The sequence below is a fragment of the Bacillus sp. L_1B0_5 genome (assembly GCF_000836715.1).
Taxonomy (GTDB): Bacteria; Bacillota; Bacilli; order Bacillales; family Bacillaceae_G; genus Bacillus_A; species Bacillus_A thuringiensis_S.
This window is the reverse complement of sequence record NZ_JXIS01000068.1, coordinates 11,521-34,335: the sequence shown is the minus strand read 5'-3', so window position 1 is coordinate 34,335 and position 22,815 is coordinate 11,521. Positions and strand designations below refer to the sequence as shown.

Genomic DNA, 22,815 nt, shown 5'->3' with positions numbered 1-22,815 from the left:
CTAATAATCAGTGGGGGATGAACAAAACCCCCACTGATTAAAGTTTCACTTTATATACGTTAGTTTGCCATACCTTTTGAAAAAATTGTAGGCTACTGTTGACATCTAATTTAAATAAGAGTAACATTTTCAATGTAATGAAAATAAGTCTCTGTTAGGTGAGGCTCCTGTATAGAGAAATGCTACTGCCCAAAAATGTCGAGAGACGCCAATGGGTCAACAGGAATGATCGAATTAAGGTTTTTCTTAACGTAGCTGGTAATGTACCTATGCTATACAGTGCTAAAACTCGGCGAGGGAGAGGTCCGTAGATTTCTAATTATATTAGAAATCGTTTATTTGTGTATGTAATGGCCACTACTCTCTTAAGGGTAGGGGTCTTTTTTGTTACCAAGCTATGAGTAATATCATAGTATAAAATATAAAATTAAACGAGGAGGTGAGGAGCATGTCAAATTCTGACTCGGTTCCGTTACCCATATACTTCAAATCAAAAATATATGATGTAGGCAGGAAACGATTTGTTCCTCCCTCTATATTTATCACAATGTAGCGTTTATAAAGCGCTAGACACTTTCACAGCAAAGTGGATAAATTGAGAAACAAAGCGTTTCTTCCTATGTTGTAAAGGAGGAGACGATAATATGTTATATGCAAACAAAACTGTGGGTAACACGTCATATAAACTAAATAAAAAATCAATAAAAGAACAAACAATGCTCCAAAAAAATAAAGATTTATTAATTGAAATTGCAACAAGAGATGTAAAATCTGTATTTGCATATTTTAAAACAACAAGAGACGGACTATCAATGAAAGAGGCGCAAAAACGTATTCAAGTATATGGCCGAAACGAACTAACTTCAAAAAGAGCAATTCTTGCAGAAGTAATGATGAAGCTTGGTGGCATGATTCCAGGTTTTTCAAAACAACGTGTGTGTGATGAATTACAACGTGAAACGATTACTGTATCTAGAGTAGAATGTTCTAGTAGTACAGGGCTAAATAGTGAACTGAAAATGATGGAGATACCAGTGCAAGAACTTGTACCTGGAGATATGATTTTTCTTTCGGCTGGAGATGCTGTGCCAGCTGATGTACGTATTATTTATGCAGATGATTTATTAGTGAATGAGTCTGTGTTAACGGGAAACGAAGCGAGTATAGAGAAGTTTGAAAGCTGCTATCACCTTGAACGTAAACGATTTATTCCATTAAAACGGATGAAAGATTATAATCCACTTGAGCTTGAAAATGTATGTTTTAAAGGTTCGCATATTGTTAGTGGAAATGCAAAGGCTGTCGTTGTTTCTACTGGGAAAAATACGTATTCAGGCATATTGCATACTTGTTGTAGTAGGATGTCTTAATGTGTTAATGGTGCTAAATATACAAAAACCATGTATAATAGACAAAGTTGAGCAAAAACGTAGAATGGTAATCTATTTATATAACCTTACGTGATAACGTGAGGTTATTATTTTTTTAATAGGAGAGGAATTATGAAAAAAGTATTATTAGTTGATGGTATGGCACTATTATTTCGTGCTTTTTACGCAACAAGTGTCTACGGACAATTTATGAAACGACAAGATGGAACCCCTACGAACGGGATTCATGGTTATATGAAACACTTGTTAACAGCTACGCAAGCGATCGAACCAACACATATCGTTACATGCTGGGATATGGGAAGTACGACATTTAGAACAGAATCGTTCTCGAATTATAAAGCAAATCGTGCAGCGCCACCAGAAGAATTAATTCCTCAATTTGATTTAGTGCAAGAAATGACTGCGAAATTATCCATTCCAGTTATCGGTATGAAAGGCTACGAAGCCGATGATTGTATCGGTACGCTTGCAAAACAATATTGCAATGAAGCTGAAGTTTATATTTTAACTGGTGATACAGATTTACTTCAACTTGTTGATAAGAACGTTACAGTTATGCTTCTGCGTAAAGGAATTGGAAATTACGAATATTACACACCGGAGAAAATCATGGAAGAAAAAGGTGTAGAGCCGTGGCAAATCGTCCATGCAAAAGCTTTCATGGGAGATACAAGTGATAATTATCCAGGTGTAAAAGGTATCGGTGAAAAAACAGCGTATAAGCTTATTCAAGAGCACGGAACAGTATCCGCTGTACTAGAAAATGTAGAATCATTAACAAAAGCGCAGCGTACGAAGATTGAAAGTGATTTAGAGAACTTAAATATTTCGTTGCAATTAGCACAAATTCACTGTGAAGTTCCAATTTCATGTTCACTAGAAGAGGGATTACACACAATGGATGAAGAAAAACTTAGATTTGTTTGTGAAGAAATGAATTGGGGAAGACCTGAAATATTAATAAATATGCTATAAATAGTTTGGAAAGAGGGATGTTGCATAAGTCGAAATTTGACTTGGTGACTCCTTCTTTTTGTTTTTGTAAACAGTATTATAGTAAATAAAATTATGTCGAACTCAATTTTAAATATATAAATGTTTCGACAAGATATAATGATAAAAATTGATGGGAATAGTAATTTTTATAATGAAGTGAATTAATTTCAACATAGTTTTAGAGATTCTTTTTTTCGTGTTCACAAAGTTGTCAGAAAATAAACGGAATTTTCATATGAAGTTCAAATAGAATTCACAACAATCAATTATTATAAGGACACACAGATAATTCTTTATCTTTTATATAAACCATCCCCCAAGGAGGACAATGAAAATGAGAAAAAAAGTGAGAAAATCTTTTAAACAATTATTAATTGAAAATAAACAATCACTATTAAATAATAAAGAAAATATGAAAGAAATTGAAGAGAGAATTGAGAAACGACATGTAGCATATAGTGGTGCCAGTAATTAAATAAAATAAAAAAGATAGCCTGCATAGGCTATCTTTTTTATTTTATATTGAAAAAACGCTATTCATCTCTTTAATTTATGTAAATATGCAAGATATTTTTATAGTGTTTTTCTATCAATATTACTCATTTTTCGAGGTTGAAATTGGTATATACCAATTTTTGAGATTCGCTATTCATAATATTAAAAAAAATGTTACAATACACTCAAATTTATACTATAAAATCATTTTAATATGAAAAATTGGAATGAAAAGAAAGGAGAGGAATATGAATAAAGATGTCGCTTTGAAATGATTATTATCATTTCAGTAGGAGTTGATGTAAAAAGATGAAGAGATACGAAGAATTGGATTCTATAAGAGGGATTTCTTCATTAATAGTAATGATCGGTCATCATTTAATGATTTTTTCAGCATTTCAAAATTACAGTTATGAAGATAATAAACCATTTGTTGTGTATCTATTAAAAGAAACGCCTGCTCGTCTTATTTTTAGTAGTGGTAACGAATCTGTTATTATCTTTTTTGTTTTGAGCGGATTTGTTTTGTATGAATCTATTCAAAAAACCTATAGTAGCTATGGGTCATACCTTTTAAAACGTATATGCAGAATATATATTCCCTATATTGTGGCAATAATTATAGCTATTATATGCCAGGCTACAATTAGTGAATATGGTATTTCTTATTTAAGTGAATGGTTTAATCGCTCATGGACGATTGAAAGTTCTCCAAGCTTAATAGCGCAACATATTTTATTGGTTGGGAAATATAATACAGATGCATATAACGGTGTGATTTGGTCACTTGTCCATGAAATGCGAATATCAATAATTTTTCCGTTAATTTTGATGATTTGTTTACGAAAAACGTTAAGGCGTTCATTACTATTATTGTTTAGTTTTAGTATATGTTCTGTCGTAATATTATTTTTGTTTCGTTCGGGCTTAACGTTAACGAGCTATGCGTTAACGTTGCATTACACGGTGCTGTTTTTACTAGGAGCACTAGTTGCGAAGTATAAAAATAATTTAATAGTTTTTTATAGTAATTGTACTAAAAACACGAAAATTGCATGGTTTTTATTTGCGATTTTACTTTTTATGTATGAAGGACTTATTGGAGAAATTAAAGTGCTCAATAATTTTATATTTCGAGACTACGTAGTGGCGATAAGTGCATGTCTATTTGTTATATTAAGCTTGTCAATATCAACTTTGTCGTCCTTGCTACGTAATAAATACTTGTTATATTTGGGGAAGATTTCTTACAGTCTTTATTTATATCATATTATATCGTTATTTTCCCTTGTATACATGCTCCATGAAATATTACCGTTGCCTATTATTTTAATTTTCTCGCTTATTTTTTCGTTTATATTTGCAATGCTCTCGTATATATATGTAGAAAAATTTGCATTCAGAGTCGGAAAGTATGTAACAAAACAAGTGGATAGAAAGGAGAAAGGGTTATCTGTAAAGAGTGACTTGCAGGATGTTATTCAGAAAAGGGCGGTGAAATAATTGAAGCAAGAAATGAGTATAAAAGATTTTCAACAATTATTGAAAAGAAGATTCGTAACGATTATTTTAACGATGTGTTGTTTAACCGCTTCTTTAGTTCTTATCTCTATGTATGTTTTAAAGCCGTCATATCAATATTCAACGCAAATTCTTGTTGGGAATTTAGATGAGTTTAATAAGGAAAATTCAACAAATAAAACACAAGAAAATAAGCAACTAGTAACATCGTATGTCGATATTTTAAAAAGCCCATTAATTATTTCAACAGTCAAAAAAACTTTGAAATTAGAGCAATCAAGTTATGAATTAGCACAAAAAATCTCGGTGGTGAATACGGACAACTCACAAATTGTAACTGTTACAGTAAAAGATTCCAATCCGAAAGTCGTGAAAGACATTGTAAAGACATTGGCAGAGCAATCACAAAAAAGCTTTCAACAGTACACAAATGTACAAGGAGTGAAAGTATTGACTGATCCTGAGTTACAGGAACAGGCTGAAAAATTGTTTCCGAAATTTCAACTGATTATTCCTATTTCTTTAATTGTTAGTTTTTTTGTTGGGATAGGTTTAGCTGTATTTCGAGATTATTTTGATGAACGTATATACGTGGAACAGGATTTAGAGAAAATAACAACAGTCTCTGTTATTGGTCACATAAATATGAAACCGAATAGAAAAAAGAAACCTACAGAGTTTGATAAACAATCATCTATATATCGAGGTGAACATGTCGATGTTTAGGACAAAGAAACAGCTGCCATTCGATCTGCATGATGATCTGATGAAAGAGCAGTTTTATACGGTGTATCACGAGTTGAAAAAATCTGGAAAACAACTGTTCACAGTTAGTTCAACGAAGGACAGAGGGGTTGTTGCCTCGCTTATAGTAAATATGGGTCTAGTGTTTGCGGAAATGAAGAAAAAGGTATTACTTATTGATGTGAATTTTTCTGACCCTAAACTACATGTATTATTACAAAGTGATCACATGATAACAGTAAATGATATCATAAGCTCTTCCCCCTGTAATTATGAATCTTTTTCTAGTAATTTGTCTAAATACTTATATTGTATTCCTGCAAAAAAAACAGTACACACAGGGACGCCCTTAGTTGCTATGGATGAATTTGATAATGCGATTGCTAAGTGGAAAGAAGATTTTGATTACATTTTCTTTTATTCTTCTGAAGTATTTGAGCTTCCTGCTACGCACATTATTGCAGGGAAATGCGATGGAGTGGTCTTAGCAGTTAAAAAGCGAAAAGATTCACTACGTACAGTGCAAAAAGTAATAGCTGATATAAATAGGAAAGAATGTGAATTAATAGGTATAATTTTATATTCTTGAATGTGGGGGTAACGATCCATGATTCGTGAAACAAATCAAGCCAAGTTGTATACGATTCCGGCTCAAGAGAAGCCTAGCATATTGAATCGAAGTGTAAAACGCTTGTTTGATATTATATTTTCACTCATATTGTTACTATTAACGATACCAATTATGTTGTTCTTTTGTATTATGATTACTTTAGAAACATCAGGGGCTCCAATTTACTTTCAAGAACGTTTAGGTATAAACGGGAAGAAGTTTAATGTATTTAAATTAAGGTCGATGGTAAAGGATGCTGAGATAAATGGCCCACAATGGGCAAAAGAACATGATCCAAGAATTACAAAAGTTGGATTGTTTATAAGGAAAACGAGAATTGATGAATTACCGCAACTTTTAAATATTTTAAGAGGAGATATGTCTTTTGTAGGCCCTAGACCAGAAAGAGAGTTTTTTTATAATGAATTTGATACGTATATTCCAGAATTTAAGGATCGTTTAATGGTAAAACCAGGATTAACAGGATGGGCACAAATAAATGGAGGATATAATCTTGATCCAAAGGAAAAGTTGAGGCTGGATATGGAGTATATTGAAATGAAAACGATTCGGATGGACATCCGTATTTTATGTAAGACCGTTTTAATTGTATTGAACGGTAATGGTGCGAGATAAATTTATATGCAAACAAACAACATATGTAAGTAGGTTACTTGCAAAGGAGAACTGGTATGGGTAGATCTATTCTAAATAATATTATCCATCTATTTTATAGTACGATTTTAGCTAACCTTCTTCAGGCTGTCAGTTTAATTATTTTAGCAAACTTTTTTAACGCACAACATTATGGGATGTTTAGTGTTGCCATAGCAGTGACGTTTGTTATGTTATTTTTTACAGACTTAGGACTTAGTAATACGTTTCTTCGAGAAGGTGCAAAGGATGGGGCAGATTTAGAGAAGATTTTATCATCGTATATAAAAATAAGGATGATTTTACTTATTTTTATTTCTATCATCGGTTATATTGCTATTCATTATATGTATGCGGATAAAAATTTAATTTATATGATGATAAACGTAATGTTTTTCATGTTAATAGGATTAACTTGGCAAAACATAGGGATTGTCTATTTTCAACTGACGGAACGTATGAAGTATATAGCGCTCATAAAAGTTGTATCAGCATCAGTTGTCATTATAATTACATGTTTTTGTATTTTCGGAGAGTTATCGGTGTATGTAACGGCTCGCTTATATGCTTTTGGGTATATGATTGGTGGTTTATTCAGTATATATATAATGAGAAGAAAGACGAAAATGAATATGAAAGTCGTAATTCATAAAGCGTTATTTTGGCAATTAACTCCCTTTATTATTAGCGGTTTTTTAATAATGAGTACGCCACAATTAGCGCCTATCTTGCTGAACTATACATTACCATTAAGTATGGTAGGTGTTTTTGCAGTGGCGTACCGGATGCCGGCAGCTTTATATCAAGTACCAGGGGTGATTGCAGGTGCATTTTTTCCAGTGCTCTTTAAGCATTATAACCAGAATAATATAGAAGAGCATACGAAATTAAATTTACTTCAAATTAAATCAATGGCGATTGTAGGAATATGTATGACGATCGGTTTATATCATTTAGCACCATACTTTATTTCTATATTTTTTCATGAAGAATGGAGCAATGCAGTAGAACCACTCCAAATATTATCATTTCTTATTGTGCTACAAAGTTTAAATATTGCCATTGCTGACGGTTTAACGACGAGTGGATGTCAAAATAAGAGGACTGTTGTGCAGTGTGTAGCATTGGTGATAGGTGGGGTTATGCTTTATAGCTTTAGTAGTATTGGTGGAGTGATAGGAGCGGCATATGCTATGGTTTTATTTGAAATCGTCGCTTTAGTGGGATACATAGCGGTAAGTGTAGTGAAGAAAAAAATTGTATTCCAAATTGTAATACCGTATACAATTTATTTTGGTGTAACCTTTATTGGAGTGCAATATATATTGCATACATATCATTTAATTGCGCTTGTTCTTAATATACTAATCGTAGTAGCTGCCATATTCCTATATGATTATGAGCTGAAAAAACTTCTTCTTTCTTTTATAAGAAAAATACGCAAAAAGGATTATATTACGAAACAGGGGATATAGCCTATGGAAAATAATATGAAAGTATCGATGGGATGGATTATTTTTCTAATATTATTTGTTATGTTAAGTAAATACAATTTATATATTGGATTTTCATTGAAGATATATATGATTTTTTTAGTCATATATTTTTGTTTAACAATTAAAAACTTTCATATTCAAAAGTTATATTTTCATGAAGTTGTATTTTTACTGTTTTATTTCATTTATTGTTTAAGTGGAATTCTTTCTATGTATTTAAATGCTAGTATTCGTATGATTTTTGGCGTGCTACTCGTTTTAGGATGCTATTTTATAATGAGGAATTTATTGGGGAATACTGAAATAGTGGTACTTGAATCATCTATTGCTTATGTAGGAGTAGTATTTAATGTTGTAAGTCTAATACTCTATATAATCGGTTTACAATACTTTAGTTTATACGGTGGAGAAGAGAGAGAAATTTTTGCTGGGTTATTAGTGGATAGAGGATATCCACGGTTAATTGGATTGCTAGATGATCCTAACATTTTTATTTTCTATAATACAATATTTTTTATGTACTATATGACGAATTTACAAAATATCACTAACATCCTAGGGTTAATTTTATGTGTTACGACGAGTCTATTAACCTTTTCAAGGGGGGGTATATTAGCGCTTGTGCTTGTCGTTTTTGTATATATATGTATGTCTAGTTTCGCCAAAAAAATAAAAATAATTATGAGTTTAGTATTGTTTAGTGTAGTTATTTTTAGTTTATCGAACAGTGTAATGGGGGGCCAATTAGATGACATATTAAATAAACGAATTTCTGATTTTTCTCATGATAATGGAAGTGGTAGATTTACATTATGGGAAGCTGCTTTTAAATATTATTTATCCAATCCATATATTGGAATTGGTGCTTTTAACTTTTCGAATTATTATGAGTATCAATTTAATGAAAAATTATATGTACACAATACATTTTTAGAAATTTTGTCTGAATCGGGTACAATTGGTTTTCTTCTATATAGCGCGTTTTTATTCATATTAATGTTCAAGTTAGCGCAGCATACTTTGTTTCGTGAAAAACCATATCTTCTATTGACTATGATTGCATTTTTATTTCAGATGATGTCATTGTCACTCATTATTAACGAAGCGTTCTTTTTATTTTTAGCAGTTGTTGTGAAGTATATTTCAATATATGAAGGAAGGGGAAAGATAGATGGTAAAATGTCTATCAGCACATAACGAGCCGCCTTATGTTTCTGTAATAACACCTTCTTATAATAGTATACGATTTATAGGTGAGACAATTTCATCTGTACAGAATCAATCGTATGAAAACTGGGAAATGATTATCGTTGATGACTGTTCAACCGACCAATCTGCCGCAAAAATTAAAAAGATAATAGAAGGAGACTCACGAATTAGGTTATTATCATTAAAAGAAAATGTCGGTGCTGCTAAAGCTCGGAATTTAGCGATCAAAGAGGCAAGAGGAAGGTACATTGCCTTTTTAGATAGTGATGATATATGGTTGCCACATAAATTGAAGACACAATTGTTATTTATGGAAGAAATGAATATTGCTTTTTCATATGCGTCGTATAGTTTAATTGATGAAAATGGTAATGAATTAAATCGCGAAGTGAGTGCACCAAAATCTGTTGACTATCATTATTTAGTAGGAAATACAATTATCGGTTGTTTAACAGTGATGATTGATCGTGAAAAAATTCCATATGTCGAAATGCCTAGTATACAGCCGGAAGATACAGCGTTATGGCTGAACTTATTACATGAAGGGTATGAAGCAAAAGGGATACAGCAAGTGTTAGCAAAATATAGAATTGTTACAAATTCTGTTTCTAGAAATAAAATTAGAGCAGCTTTCCGGTATTGGAAATTGTTAAGGGAACAAGAACGACTGAATTCGGTGCAAATTTTTTACTATTTTAGTAAGTATGCTTATCATGCTTATAAAAAAATAAAATCAATGTAGTTGGGAAGACGCAATTATGAATATACTGTTGATGACAGATAAATTGATAACTGGCGGAGCTGAGAGCTATTTCTGTAAATTGGAAAGTAATTTGCGTTATGATGATTTTAAGATTTATACAGCTGCAGGTGATGGAGAACTATATGAATCTCTTACTAGAAAAGAAAATTTTATATTAATTAGTCGATGGAATCATTTGAGAAATATTTATTATTTACGAAACGAAATTTGTAAACGAAAGATAGAACTTATTCATGCAAATAGTTTGCGAATGGTATTATATGCTTTTCTAATTCAAAAGTTTATTAAAAAAAAGATGAAAATTGTTTATACGAAACATAATGTAACGATATTAGAAAAGAAAATGCCAACGCTTTTTCGTTATTTCATGAATAAATATGTAAACAATATTATTACAGTAAGTGAGTTTGAAAAGAATAATTTAATTTCAATTCATGTAGCAGAAGAAAAAATAAATACAATTTATAACGGTGTCGATATTGAAAAGTTTTTATTCCAGCAGAAGAAGAAAGAATCTACATATAAAATAGGGATATTAGCTAGATTATCCAAAGAGAAAAACCATCAACTATTTGTCAAAATTGCAAATGTATTGAAAAAGAGAAATGATTTTATGTTTTATATTGCTGGTGATGGACCAGAGAAAGAATCGATTATGAAAGAAATAGAAAAATATGGATTGCAACAGAGTGTAAAGATGTTAGGGAATATTTCAGAGCCGCATGAGTTTATTGGGAATATGGATGCCTTACTTTTATTATCTTTTCGTGAAGTGTTTCCAATGGTAGTAATTGAAGCGATGGCTACAGGGACACCAATTGTTTCAATAGATGTTGGCGGAATACATGAAGCGGTAATAGATGGAGAATCAGGTGTTTTGATATCTGAATATTGCGAATCCGAATTCGCAAGTGCACTTGAAGAACTACAAGGGAATGAAGAAAGGGTAAATGATATTAGATTGAAAGCACGAGAGAAAGCAGTGAGGTATTTCTCGTTAACTAAAATGATAGAAGAAACGAAAAATATATATGAGTTAAACAAATGACCGGGTAGGTCGTTTGTTTTTTTTATTATAGAAACTTTTAAGAGAGAACTCACATATTATATGAAAAAAGGTAATATGAGGAGTGAATTTATTTTGTCAGAATATATTTCTTCCCAAGAAGATTGTGCGCCAGAAGGTAGCGTTCACATCGATTGTTTTGGCGCAGTTCCAAACTCGGGAAATGATAGCTCATTAGCAATTCAGCAAGCTATTGATTATTGTGTAGCGAATCGAATTTCGACGGTTAGAATTACAGGGGTAAATACGTACAAAATTGTAAAGCCGATTGTTATTAAATCAAACGTAAGATTAGAATTAGATCCTACCGTAACGCTGCAAATTGATGGGGATTTTAATGCGTTTGAGCTACAAAGTAACGCTTCGATTGTTGGTGGTACTATTCAAGTTATAAATTCATTGTTTCAATCTGCTGTCATTTATGTCTCTGGTTCACAACAAATCGAACTACCTAATCAATCTGTTATATCAAATATAAATATAATAAATACAACTCCATCGTATAAAGGAAAAGCTATACACTTTTATTGTCAAAAGGCATGGGATTATATTAGTTTCTTTCAAGTTAAATTTATTCAAATTAAAAACTTTCAAACTGCAATATATTTGAAAACAGAGTATATAGATGATATCAATACACCTTGTTGGATTAACGCCAATGTATTTCAATCTATTTTTATTGATGGGTGTGGGTATGGGATTGAAGTCGATGGAAATAGTGATTTGCCAAATGAAAGTTCAGGAAATACGTTTCATGATATTCAAGTGCAATGTAGACAACAAACGAAAAAAGTAATTCGTTGCTCAGGTGCGTATAATACATTTGATTGTATGATTTGGGATACGTACCGGATGAGTAGTGAACAAATTGTTATTGAATTTTCTTCTAATTCTCATCGTAACTACCTTTTTTCAAATCTGCTTTCGACAACTATTGTAGATAAAGGACAATACAATGTTTGTAAGTCTACTTATGAAGAATCCCTACGAATTCAGTTACCGTTGACGTTAAATAGACCTCATTTAATAGGAAACCAAGATGATATTTTAGTAAATGCTCAGCAGAAATATAATGTTAAGCAAGTAAGTGGGAAAGTGCCGTACGGGGGGAATCTCACAAATTGCTTTAATTTAATAGATGAACAAAGTGTAAACTATATTGACGTTCCAGATAGTAATCCAGTTGTAATTGAACTGGATTTTATGAAAAAACCAATACAAATGTTAAATTGTTTTGGAATGTATTTTGGGTGGGGAGAGAGTCCAAAGAAAATTAAAATTGAATATGCATTAAGTGCAACTGGAAGTTGGGTTATTGCGTTGGATGTTCCATTAAATGTTGGCGATACAATTATATCGAATATGAAGGCGAGTCAGTTATATAAAGTTAGAATTACATTAAGTGGGTATTCTCAAGATCATAAGCGTTTTCGAATTAATCGTATTTTTGCAAGGTCTTCTATGGAAAATGGGAACGCTTGGTTAGCGACAACTGGTGGAAGAATGTTTGGAGATATTGAAATAGAGGCAAGTAAAGGTATAATCATGAAGACTGCTAGTGGAGTGAAATGGAAAGTTACTATTAATGAAGCTGGCCAACTTATTACGACTAAGATAACTTAAGATGATATTTAATTATATATCCTTGGACGAGTTCCATTGTAGTGTGATAAAGGTAATGAAAAAGAGATTGTAATTTGGTTTCAACCAAACTACAATCTCTTTTTTTGTTTAAATTACTTCCACCAAATCCAAGTCCAAAGGTAATTTCGTACATTTCGAGGAGTAATGCGAATGAAGCGTTCACCGTCAAAGAAGCAATTTAAATTTGGAAGTGTTTCATCTGGATTTTCTGGAACAAAGGTGACGATGTTTTCGTTACTTGTAACGGTTACTGTAATTGGTGGATCGGTAGGCGAGACTTGAAGTTGTAACGAAATATTGGCCGTATTTTTAAATTGATTATTAACAGGTGGACTTATTACTTGTACTGTGAATAACACGATAATTGTTTCGTTTGGCTCTAAATTAGTGGCAACTAGGAAACCGATATTCGGATTCGCTAGTGGAGAGCGTTCACCGTTAATAAAGACAGTGCCGTTTATAAATTGTAAACCTGCTGGAATGGTATCTTGTAAAGAAATATTTGAGAGTGAAATTTCGGAAGTATTTGTAATACGCACCGTGTAATCAAAATATTGATTTAAATAAGCTGAGCTGACGGAAGCATTTTTCGTGACTGTTGTAGTTATAAATTGAACTGGTATACGAACGATATTTGAATTAACAATGAAAGTAATAATTGGATCCTGTGGTGTCAATTGAAAGGCAGCGGTAACTGTTGCAGAATTTATAATTGTACTATTTGAAGGAATAGAAGTTACGAGAACTTGGAATGTTATAGTTGCTACTGAATCTGCAGGTAAAGAGCCGATATTAATACCAGTGTCTGGACGAACATTTGGAACGGGAGTACCGTTAATTGTTACGCTGTTTTCTATAAATGTTGTACCAGCTGGAATTGTGTCTATAACAGAAGTGCTGATTGTCGGAATTGGGGAGTGATTAAATACCGCTAATGTGAATGTAATGATATCCCCTATAACGACAATAGATTTGTCAGTTGTTTTTTCAATACGAACCATCGGATCAATGACTGTCGTTGTAACGGTATTTGTTTGCTTTGTAATTGTAATAGGTGGTTTTGTTGGATCAATGATAACGGTATAGGAAACAGAAGCATCGTTATTAATTGTAGGTTGAAGAGTAGAAGAAGATATTGTCACTTGGAACGTAATAATAGCAGAGTCATTAGGAGCAAGATTTCCTAACGTAATACCATTTTCAGGATTCTCATTAGGCTGATTGATTCCGTTAATCGTAACACTACCAGCAACAAAAGTCGTATCTATTGGTATGGTGTCTATAACAAGAAGGTCTTCAATCGTTACATTACCGCTATTCATAATCGTAATTGTATACGTTAAAGTTTGAGCAGGTAAGGCATTCGTTACATCAACAGATTTTATGGCAATGACATTATCATTTTGGACAGTAGTTGTGACGGTATTTGTTGTAGTCGTATTTGTAACGGGTACGTTATTTGGGTTGACTATATAGTTAAAAGTAGTAATTGCGTTGTTGTTTAGTTCATTTGGTGTTGGAATAGTAGTCACAGTTACTTGGAATGAAACGATAGCATCTCCATCTACAATTATAGTACCAATTGGTATGCCGCTTACTGGATTCACTCCTGGAAGAGTTTCTCCGTTTACAATGACGCTATTTTCTATAAACGTAGTACCTTGAGGAATAATATCTTGAATGATTACATCATTTACTGCAACATTACCGGTTTGATTTAGTGTAATCGTATACGTTAACGTATCACCAACCGTTGCAAATGGAAGGTCAACAGCTTTATTACTATTCAAATTCGCGTGATTAATTTCTGTTGCGGCAGCTGATGAAATAATAGTTTCGGTAATAGGTGGTCGATCTGGTACCGTGTATTCATATTCAATTGTACTCGTGTTAGAGATTGGATTTGTTTGTGGAATCGAAGTAACTCGTACTTGGAATAGAATAGTTGCTGTCGTATTAGGCGGAATGTTATCAATTTGTATACCGTTAAGAGGGTTGTCATTTGGCCGAGCGTTGCCGTTCACGATAACACTATTCTCTATAAAGCTCGTATTTGCTGGGATGATATCTGTAACAATAATGTTTTCGACTTGTATATTTCCGTTATTTATGATGGAAATTGTATAAGGGATGATAGTTTGTAAGTCAGCATATTGGATAGGCGTTGTTTTTGTCGCAATTACATTAGCAGAAATAACTTCAGTGAAAGTAATATTGCTAGTCGATATTTGTTCTTCCACGTTTATTGTATAACGAGAAGTTGATTGATTTTGAACATGGCCGCTAGTAGGAAGAGCTACGACGGTAACAGAAAATGTGACTGGGATAGAAATGTTAGGAGCAATCGTTCCTACAAGTATACCTGCACTTGGGTTGGCGTTAAGCTGAGGAATGTTATTTACTAAAACGCTACCGTCAATAAAGGTTGTTCCATCAGGTATATTGTCTGTAAATACAACAGCAGTGGCATCCGTATTCCCTGTATTCGTTAAAGTTGTTGTATAAGTTAAAATGTCACCAATTGTTACAGAGGTCAGATCAACCGTTTTAAGTGAAACGATATCAGCATCATTAATTTGAACGAAAGTAGTATTGGAAGTCGTAGATTTTTGAATTGGTGCAAAGTCAGGATTGAAAATAAAGTCGTAGACGATGTTTGCAGTATTAGGTGTTGGATTTACAGCAGGTAAATTCGTAACGGAAACTTGGAATGTTATTGTAGTCATTTGATCTGCTGCAACATTAGGAATGGAAAAGCCGATATTCGGATCTGCTGCAGGAAGTACAGTATTGTTAACTATTACACTTCCTGGAATAAATACTGTTCCATCCGCTATAGTATCTGTAAAAAAGATGGAGTTAGTTGTAGTCGATCCATTATTTTGAATGAATACTGTATATTCAATGGTTTCATCAATGTTAGCTAATACAGTATTAGCGGATTTTGTAGCAATAAGAATAGCATCAATAAATTGTATATTTGTACTATTGGAAGAGGTTGTTTCTGAAATTGGTGGTGCGCTTGGGTCTGGTCGATACTCATAGTGAATGACGGCGATATTATTAATGTTATTTTGTGGCGGTATAGAGACTACGCTTACTTGGAACGTAACAATAATCGTATTATTTGGAAGAATTATATCAAGATTGATACCGGTAATTGGATTTTCGTTAGGTCTTGGTACGCCATCTACAAGAATGCTATTTGGAACGAATGTGGTACCAGCAGCAATTGCGTCAAGTAGAAGCGTATTTGTAATAGGTATTGTACCAGCGTTTGTAACTGCGACTGTATATGTGATGATTTGACCGATACGTGTAATGGATCTATTGGCGGATTTAATGGCGCTAACATTTGCTGTCCGTACTTCAGTATTTACTGCATTTGATAACGATCTACGCTGAATAATTGGAGAACTAGGGTCAATTTGGTATTCGTACGAAGTGTCTGAAATATTAATGACTGTATTGCCCTCTGGTATATTTGTAAGTTGTACTTGGAATGAAAGAGTGACTGTTTCATCTGGTTGTATCGTGCCGAGAGTTACGCCATTCTCTGGGTTCGCACCAGGCTGGATGACATTATTTATTGCTAAGCTATCTTCAATGAATATAGTACCTTCCGGAATGTTATCAATGAACACGGTATTGTTAGCTGGAACGGTTCCTATATTTTGTAGTGTATTTGTGTAGGTAATAATTTGCCCGATTGATACGAAAGTTACATCCGCGCTTTTAACAGAAATAATATTTGCGTTTTGAAGTGATGTTGTAACAATGTTAGAATTTGCAGAGCGATTTACTGGTGGGGCTGTAGGGATACTTACATATTGGTAAGTTGCTGAAGATTGATTTACAATTTCGGTTTCAGTAGGTGGATTATTTGTTTGCACTTGAAATAGTATCGTTTTGGAACTGTTTGCTGGAATTGTTCCAATCGGTATTCCGTTTTCTGGATTTACACCTGGCTGAAGGACACCGTTAATTGTGACACTATCGAGAACGAATGTAGTCCCAGCTGGAATAGAATCTGTGAAATTAATATTTATTGCGTCAACATTACCGATATTTTTCACTTCAGAAATATAAAGTATAGTTCCACCGATATCTACAGTTGTTGGATTGGATGTTTTTGTAATTGTCAATTGTGCTTGCACGAAATTTGTAATGACGATATTACTAGTAGATGTTTCAGTAATAGGCGGTTGCCCTGGGTCTGGTTGGATTGTATATGTTGTATTGGATTGATTTGTAATCGATTCTTGCGAGAGTGAATCGTTAATAAGAATTTGGAATGAAATAAGATGAGTAGCGTTTGCTGCTAGGGTAGGTAAAGTAACACCTACATTTGGATTAGCACCAAGTATAGTTGTTCCGTTAAGTGTAAAACTATTTTCTACGAATGTAGTATTTTGGGGGATAGTATCTGAAAATATGAGATTCGTAGCTGGAATATTTCCGGTATTTTCTAGTGTTATTGTGTAAGTCAAAATATCACCTGTTGTTGCTTGTTGTGCATTGACTCCTTTTAAAGAAAGGATAGTCGCATCCGAAATTTGTGTGAAAGCTGGATTCGAAGTAATTGTTCGAGAGATGATAGGAGCAGTTGGATCGGCGATAAAAGTATAGTCAATACGGGCTGTATTAGAAATTGGGTTCACGCTTGGAATAGATTGAACGATAACCTGGAATGTTACAGTGACGATTTCTGACGGTGTGATGGGGTTTACTGGTATTCCTACGTTAGGGTCGGCACCTGGAACGGAAACACTATTAATAGTTACGCTATTCGGAATAAATGCAGTTCCTTCTGGGACCAAATCTGTTAAAGTAACTGTATTTGCAGTAGTATTTCCGTTGTTTTGAACGACTACTGTGTAAGTGATTGTACCGTCAGTAGATTGTACGAGAGAATCTGTACTTTTAATTGCGGATAACGATGCATCAACAACAGCTGTATTAACTGTATTAGACGAGGATGTTGCTGTAACAGGAGGTTGACTTGGATCGACAATATACGTGTAACTTGTAAGTGCTTGATTTATAATCGCTCCTTGCGGCGGGATAGAACTTGCAAGAAATTGGAACGTAATAGTAGCGGAATCACCTGGTGCGATAATACCAACTGGAATACCAAGAGTTGGACTTGCATCTGGAAGTGAAATCCCGTTGAGCGTAACACTATTTGGAACAAATAATGCTCCTTCAGGAACTCCGTTAATGAGTAATACAGAGTTTGCAGGGAAGTTTCCAGTATTCGTTAATGTTGCTGTATACGTAATTACATCTCCAATAGATACGATTGTTCGATTTGCTTGTAAAACAGTTGTAACAGTTGCGTTATTAATTTGTGTTGAAGCGCTATTAGAATTTATCGTGCCTGTAACAGGAGGAGAGGCCGGATCAACGATGAATGCGTATTGAATAGATGCTACGTTTGTAATCGGATTTGAAGGTGGAGTTGATGTAACTATGACTTGGAAAGTAACGGTTAAGGAACTACCTGCGCTAACTGTTCCGACATTAACTCCATTATTTGGATTTGCGCCTGGAATGGTACTTCCATTTACAGCAAAACTATTTTCAACAAAGGTCGTACCTGCTGGAACCATGTCTGAGAAATTTACATTCGTTGCATTTGTATTGCCGCTATTTTGAATCAAAACTGTATAAGTGATCGTATCTCCAATATTTGCAAAGGCTGTATTAGCAGTTTTTACAGCTGAAAGTATTGCTGAATTAATAGAGGTAACGAAGACGTTCGTTTCCACATTGCCAGGTTGAGCCTGTAATGCATTGCCTACGTTATATTGGAAGTTAACAAATCCTAAGTTTTGGAGTTCAGGTGTGAGCGTTGTTGGATTGCTTACAATTTGAACTTGGAATACGATTGTTACGATTTGATTTGGAGTTATTGTATTTATGCCAACGCCGTCAATGATAGAAGCGGATGGTAATGAAGTTCCATCAACAACAACTGATCCTACAACAAATTGTGTCCACGATGGTATAGGGTCTGAGAATACAACATTGTTAGCTGGAATATTTCCTGTGTTCGTAATCGTTGTTGTATACGTAATCGTATCACCGATCGTTGCAAATGTTTTATCTCCTATTTTAGTAGTGTTTAAAATTGCACTTTCAATTTGTGTTGAAACGCTATTAGAAGCAATGTTTTTTGAAACTGGAGGATTAGCTGGATTAACGATATGCTGGAAGCTAACGCTAGCTTGATTAGTAATTGGATTTATAGGTGGAATTTCATTGGCATTAATGTGAAATGCTACGATTACAGACTGGTTTGGCGCGATATCACCAATTGGAATGCCTGTAATGATATTTGCATTTGGGATGCTAGTTCCGTTCAGTGTAAAACTATTCGGTTCAAATGAAGTTCCGTCTGGAATAAGGTCGGTAAAAATAACATTTGTTGCACTAACATTGCCGCTATTTGTAATTGTAACGGTGTAGGTAATATCCTGCCCGATATCTACCGTAGATACATTTGAATTTTTTTGTGCAGTAAGAATAGCACTATTAATTTGTGTGGTCGTTGTATTAGATTGATTGGACGTTGTAATAGATGGTTGGCTAGGATCAACGACATAATGATATGTGATAGAAGCAGAATTAGAAATAGGATTAAGTGTAGGAAGTGTGGTAACAGTTGCTTGGAATGTGACGATTGCTGCATTACCGCCGTTAATGGAACCAATATTTACACCAGTAGATAAATCAGCGTTTGGAATGGTTTGCCCATTAACTGTGAAACTATTTGGAACGAAACTTAAATTACTATCAAGAATATCGATAATAGTTACATCAGTTGCAGCCGTATTCCCGGTATTAGGGAGGTTAAGTGTAAATGTTATTGTATTACCAATATCCGCGAAAGTAAGATCTGCTGTTTTTGTGCTAATAATAGTTGCGTTGTTTATTTGAAGAAGTGTAGTGTTGGAAGTAGCTGTACTTGAAATGGGAGGATTAACAGGATCAACAGTAAACTCATACGTCGTTGCTGCTGTATTTGGTGCAGGATTAATAGGTGGGATGCTGTTCACCGTAACTTGAAAGACGATACTATATATTTCATTTGGTGGAAGTGTTGCAAGTAATACGCCTGTATTTGGATTCGCATTTGGTTGTAAAACGCCATCGACCGTTAATGTGTTAGGAACAAATGTGAGTCCACTTGGTAATGCATCTGTGAATACTATATTAGTTGCATCGGTATTGCCTATATTGGTAATGGAAGTAGTATAAAAAGCAGTTTGCCCGATATCTGCAAAGGATACACTTTCATTTTTCGTCATAGATAATATTGCTTCTTTAATTTGTGTTGAAACAGGATTACTAATTGAAGTTTCTGCATCAGGTGGTGAGACTAATTGGTATGATGTTGATGAGAAATTTACAATTGGGTTTTGGGTTGGTAATGAGGTCACATTTACTTGGAATGAAACAGTTATTGTAGCCCCAGCTGTTATTGGCCCAATATTTACACCGTTTGTTGGATCCGCACCACTTTGAGGAATTCCATTAATAGAAAATGAATTTGTAATAAATGTAGTTCCGCTCGGCATAGCATCTGTGAAAATAACATTTTGTGCGGAGGAATTTCCATTGTTTGTTAAAGTGACAGTATAAGTGAGTGTATCTCCGATGTGGCTAAAAGCTTTATCAACTTGTTTCGATGAAAGAATGGTAGCAGTATTAATTGTAGTAAACGTTGTGTTTGAAGTAACATTTCTTGAAACAATCGGTGCATTTGGATCAGCGATAAATGTGTAAGAAGCAGTAGCGGAATTGGCAATAGGATTTTGAACAGGGGTAGAAGTAGCGGTCACTTGAAATGCTATAGATATTGAGCTGTTAGGGGCAATTGATCCAATCGTTATGCCTGTATTAGGATTCAATCCAATTTGTGTGATTCCATTTATTGTAACGCTGTCAGTAATAAATGTTGTGCCATCTGGTATAAGATCAGTGAAAGTAATATTCGTTGCATTTGTATTACCGCTATTCGTTAAAATTGTCGTATAGGTAATGGTATCGCCTAGTGTTACAAGCGTTTGATCGACCGATTTTACCATCGTTATCATAGCATCTAATACAGGGTTTGTAGCAATATTCGTTGAAGTAGAGGTAGTAGCAGGAGCGCTGTTAGGATCAACAGTATAAGAATATAAAATTGTGTCATTACCCATAATTGAACTGGAAGGGGGAACAGAAATAACATTTACTTGGAAAGTAACAGTTACTGTTTCACCAGGAGCGATATTTGGTATGTTTACTCCAAGTGCTGGTTGCGCACCAGACTGCTGAACACCATTGATTGTGACTGAATTTGGTATAAAGGTAGTGCTAGCTGGAATAGCGCTAGTGAAAGTAATATTCGTTGCGGCTGTATTTCCTGTATTGGTAATAGTAGTTGTATACGTAATCGTATCTCCAACTGAAACTATAGATTTATCAGCACTTTTTTGGGTTGTTAAAATTGCACTATTAATAGTTGTCGAAACCGCATTAGATACATTCGTTTGTGATACGGCAGGTTGGCTAGGATCGACCACATGTGCAAATTGTACAGAACTAGAATTAGAAATTGGATTTATACTTGGAATGTTTGTAACAAGTACGTTGAGAGTAATCACGGCCGTTCCACTTGGGTTTATATTTCCAATCTGAATCCCGTTAGCTGGATTTCCGATTTGCTGTGTACCAGAATCGTTTGTAAGAGCTCCGGAAATAAATGTTGTTCCGTCAGGTAAAATATCTGTGAAAATTATATTTTGTGAAGTGACATTTCCAGGGTTACTTAATGTAATCGTATAAGAAATTGTATCGCCAATTGTTGCGAAAGTTTTATCTACAGATTTGATTGCCACAATTTCCCCAGAATTTATTTGTGTCGAAACGGGATTAGATGTCGTATTTCTTGAAACGAGTGGTAAATTAGGTCCTGTCATAAATTGATAATCAATAGAAGCTCCGTTTACAACAGGTGAGTTTGGACCCCCAGGTCCAATTGTGAAAATTGGATTTGGAATGCTAACTACTTGCACACGGAAGGTAACGTTTATAAAATCTCCTGCAATAATATCCCCAATTGGTATCCCATTCGCTGGATTTACCCCAGGTAATAAAACCCCGCCAACTCGAACGCTATCCTCTATAAACACTGTATTATTTGGAATTGGATCTGTAAAAATGATATTCGTAGCAGTTGTGTTTCCTATATTATCCAATAAAACAGTATACGTTAAAAATGAATTTCCAGGTGCTACGTCAGAAAATAGTCGATCCACACTTTTCGTTGCTTGAATAATCGCTTCGTTAATTTGAACTAAAGTTGGATTACTTGTAGCTGTTTCTGTCACAGGCGGCTGGGTAGGATCAACAATGATCAAGTATGTTGTGCTAGATTGGTTCAAAGTTGGATTGGTAGCTGGTATTGAGCCAACGATAGCTTGAAAGCTAATTGTTGTCGTTCCTCCAACTGGAATTGAGTCTAAAGAGATCCCGCTATCTGGTCTAAATCCAAGTTGTGGGATGGTATTAATTTGTACGCTATCAGGAACGAATGAAAGTTCAGGTGGTAATATATCGATAAAAACAGGTGTGTTTGCGGTAGTATTTCCGCTATTGGTGAGGGTAGTTGTATACGTAATTGTATCTCCAACAGCAGCAAAAGCACTGCTTGCAGTTTTTGTTGCGATAACAGAAGCAGTATTTACTTGTGTAAAAGTTTTATTAGATTTAACTGTTCGTGAAACTGGCGGTTCATTTATATCTACAATAAAGCTATATTGAAGCGATGATTTGTTAGGGATTGGATTAGGATTTGGAATCGTTGTAATGTTTACTTGAAAACTGAGTATAACGGATGCATTTGAATTTATGTTGCCAATATTGATACCATTTTGTGGATTTGCATTAGGAATAGTTGTTCCATTTACCGTAAAACTATTTGGAATAAACGTTGTACCATTTGGAATTACATCTGTAAAAATAACATTGTTTGCGGTAGTATTACCGGAATTCGTAATGATATAAGTGAAAGTAAGTGTATCTCCAATAGTAGCGAATGTTGAATTGACATTTTTATTTATAGAAAGAGTAGCATCAATAATTGGAGTAACCGTCGTATTTGTTACGGTACCTAATTACCAATATATATTCAAAAAATATTTCTGAGGAATTGAACATTCTTAGTAAACAAT

Annotated in this window: 12 protein-coding genes, 1 pseudogene and 1 riboswitch; of the genes and pseudogenes, 12 read left to right on the top strand and 1 reads right to left on the bottom strand. The window is 34.1% G+C overall.

Going from position 1 to position 22,815, the window contains the following annotated elements; all coding sequences use genetic code 11:
* Window positions 1–143: 143 nt before the first annotated feature.
* Window positions 144–307, top strand: a riboswitch (M-box (ykoK) riboswitch).
* Between the two features lie 337 nt (window positions 308–644).
* From RT27_RS21375 to RT27_RS21325, 12 genes are all read left to right on the top strand, one after another.
* Window positions 645–1,370: a cation-transporting P-type ATPase gene (locus RT27_RS21375; protein ID WP_029441876.1), complete on the top strand. Its 726-nt coding sequence runs from the start codon at window positions 645–647 to the stop codon at window positions 1,368–1,370.
* 132 nt (window positions 1,371–1,502) lie between these two features.
* The gene (locus RT27_RS21370) at window positions 1,503–2,369 is read left to right on the top strand and encodes a 5'-3' exonuclease (RefSeq protein WP_000757072.1); all 867 of its coding nucleotides are present in this window, start codon (window positions 1,503–1,505) and stop codon (window positions 2,367–2,369) included.
* A gap of 355 nt (window positions 2,370–2,724) precedes the next feature.
* Entirely contained in the window at window positions 2,725–2,865 is a 141-nt protein-coding gene (locus tag RT27_RS32475; protein WP_001228048.1) for an FbpB family small basic protein, read from the top strand.
* Window positions 2,866–3,194: 329 nt separating this feature from the next.
* Window positions 3,195–4,388, top strand: coding sequence for an acyltransferase (locus tag RT27_RS21365; RefSeq protein ID WP_016082223.1), 1,194 nt, complete (start codon window positions 3,195–3,197; stop codon window positions 4,386–4,388).
* The gene (locus tag RT27_RS21360) at window positions 4,389–5,132 is read left to right on the top strand and encodes a Wzz/FepE/Etk N-terminal domain-containing protein (protein ID WP_016082222.1); all 744 of its coding nucleotides are present in this window, start codon (window positions 4,389–4,391) and stop codon (window positions 5,130–5,132) included.
* A complete protein-coding gene (locus RT27_RS21355) occupies window positions 5,119–5,739 on the top strand; it encodes a CpsD/CapB family tyrosine-protein kinase (protein WP_016082221.1) in 621 nt (206 codons plus the stop codon). The genes RT27_RS21360 and RT27_RS21355 overlap by 14 nt, the downstream gene beginning before the upstream one ends.
* Before the next feature lie 18 nt (window positions 5,740–5,757).
* A complete protein-coding gene (locus tag RT27_RS21350) occupies window positions 5,758–6,396 on the top strand; it encodes a sugar transferase (RefSeq protein WP_016082220.1) in 639 nt (212 codons plus the stop codon).
* Between the two features lie 56 nt (window positions 6,397–6,452).
* Entirely contained in the window at window positions 6,453–7,889 is a 1,437-nt protein-coding gene (locus tag RT27_RS21345) for an oligosaccharide flippase family protein (protein ID WP_029441879.1), read from the top strand.
* Between the two features lie 3 nt (window positions 7,890–7,892).
* Window positions 7,893–9,107 (top strand): O-antigen ligase family protein, encoded by a 1,215-nt coding sequence (locus RT27_RS21340; protein WP_043937378.1) that lies wholly within the window; start codon window positions 7,893–7,895, stop codon window positions 9,105–9,107.
* Window positions 9,082–9,861: a glycosyltransferase gene (locus tag RT27_RS21335; RefSeq protein WP_043937376.1), complete on the top strand. Its 780-nt coding sequence runs from the start codon at window positions 9,082–9,084 to the stop codon at window positions 9,859–9,861. The genes RT27_RS21340 and RT27_RS21335 overlap by 26 nt, the downstream gene beginning before the upstream one ends.
* A 16-nt stretch (window positions 9,862–9,877) precedes the next feature.
* Window positions 9,878–10,930 (top strand): glycosyltransferase family 4 protein, encoded by a 1,053-nt coding sequence (locus tag RT27_RS21330; RefSeq protein WP_029441881.1) that lies wholly within the window; start codon window positions 9,878–9,880, stop codon window positions 10,928–10,930.
* Between the two features lie 93 nt (window positions 10,931–11,023).
* Entirely contained in the window at window positions 11,024–12,571 is a 1,548-nt protein-coding gene (locus RT27_RS21325; RefSeq protein ID WP_043937374.1) for a hypothetical protein, read from the top strand.
* A 113-nt stretch (window positions 12,572–12,684) separates the two neighbouring features.
* Here the strand turns inward: RT27_RS21325 and RT27_RS21320 are convergent.
* Window positions 12,685–22,752: pseudogene (locus RT27_RS21320) on the bottom strand (DUF11 domain-containing protein); the annotation flags it as partial.
* Window positions 22,753–22,815: the final 63 nt, after the last annotated feature.

What these genes read in the sequence shown, in the direction of transcription:
- RT27_RS21375 (WP_029441876.1), top strand. Translation starts at nt 645, where the DNA reads ATGTTATATGCAAACAAAACTGTGGGTAACACGTCATATAAACTAAAT.
- RT27_RS21370 (WP_000757072.1), top strand. Translation starts at nt 1,503, where the DNA reads ATGAAAAAAGTATTATTAGTTGATGGTATGGCACTATTATTTCGTGCT.
- RT27_RS32475 (WP_001228048.1), top strand. Translation starts at nt 2,725, where the DNA reads ATGAGAAAAAAAGTGAGAAAATCTTTTAAACAATTATTAATTGAAAAT.
- RT27_RS21365 (WP_016082223.1), top strand. Translation starts at nt 3,195, where the DNA reads ATGAAGAGATACGAAGAATTGGATTCTATAAGAGGGATTTCTTCATTA.
- RT27_RS21355 (WP_016082221.1), top strand. Translation starts at nt 5,119, where the DNA reads ATGTCGATGTTTAGGACAAAGAAACAGCTGCCATTCGATCTGCATGAT.
- RT27_RS21350 (WP_016082220.1), top strand. Translation starts at nt 5,758, where the DNA reads ATGATTCGTGAAACAAATCAAGCCAAGTTGTATACGATTCCGGCTCAA.
- RT27_RS21345 (WP_029441879.1), top strand. Translation starts at nt 6,453, where the DNA reads ATGGGTAGATCTATTCTAAATAATATTATCCATCTATTTTATAGTACG.
- RT27_RS21340 (WP_043937378.1), top strand. Translation starts at nt 7,893, where the DNA reads ATGGAAAATAATATGAAAGTATCGATGGGATGGATTATTTTTCTAATA.
- RT27_RS21335 (WP_043937376.1), top strand. Translation starts at nt 9,082, where the DNA reads ATGGTAAAATGTCTATCAGCACATAACGAGCCGCCTTATGTTTCTGTA.
- RT27_RS21330 (WP_029441881.1), top strand. Translation starts at nt 9,878, where the DNA reads ATGAATATACTGTTGATGACAGATAAATTGATAACTGGCGGAGCTGAG.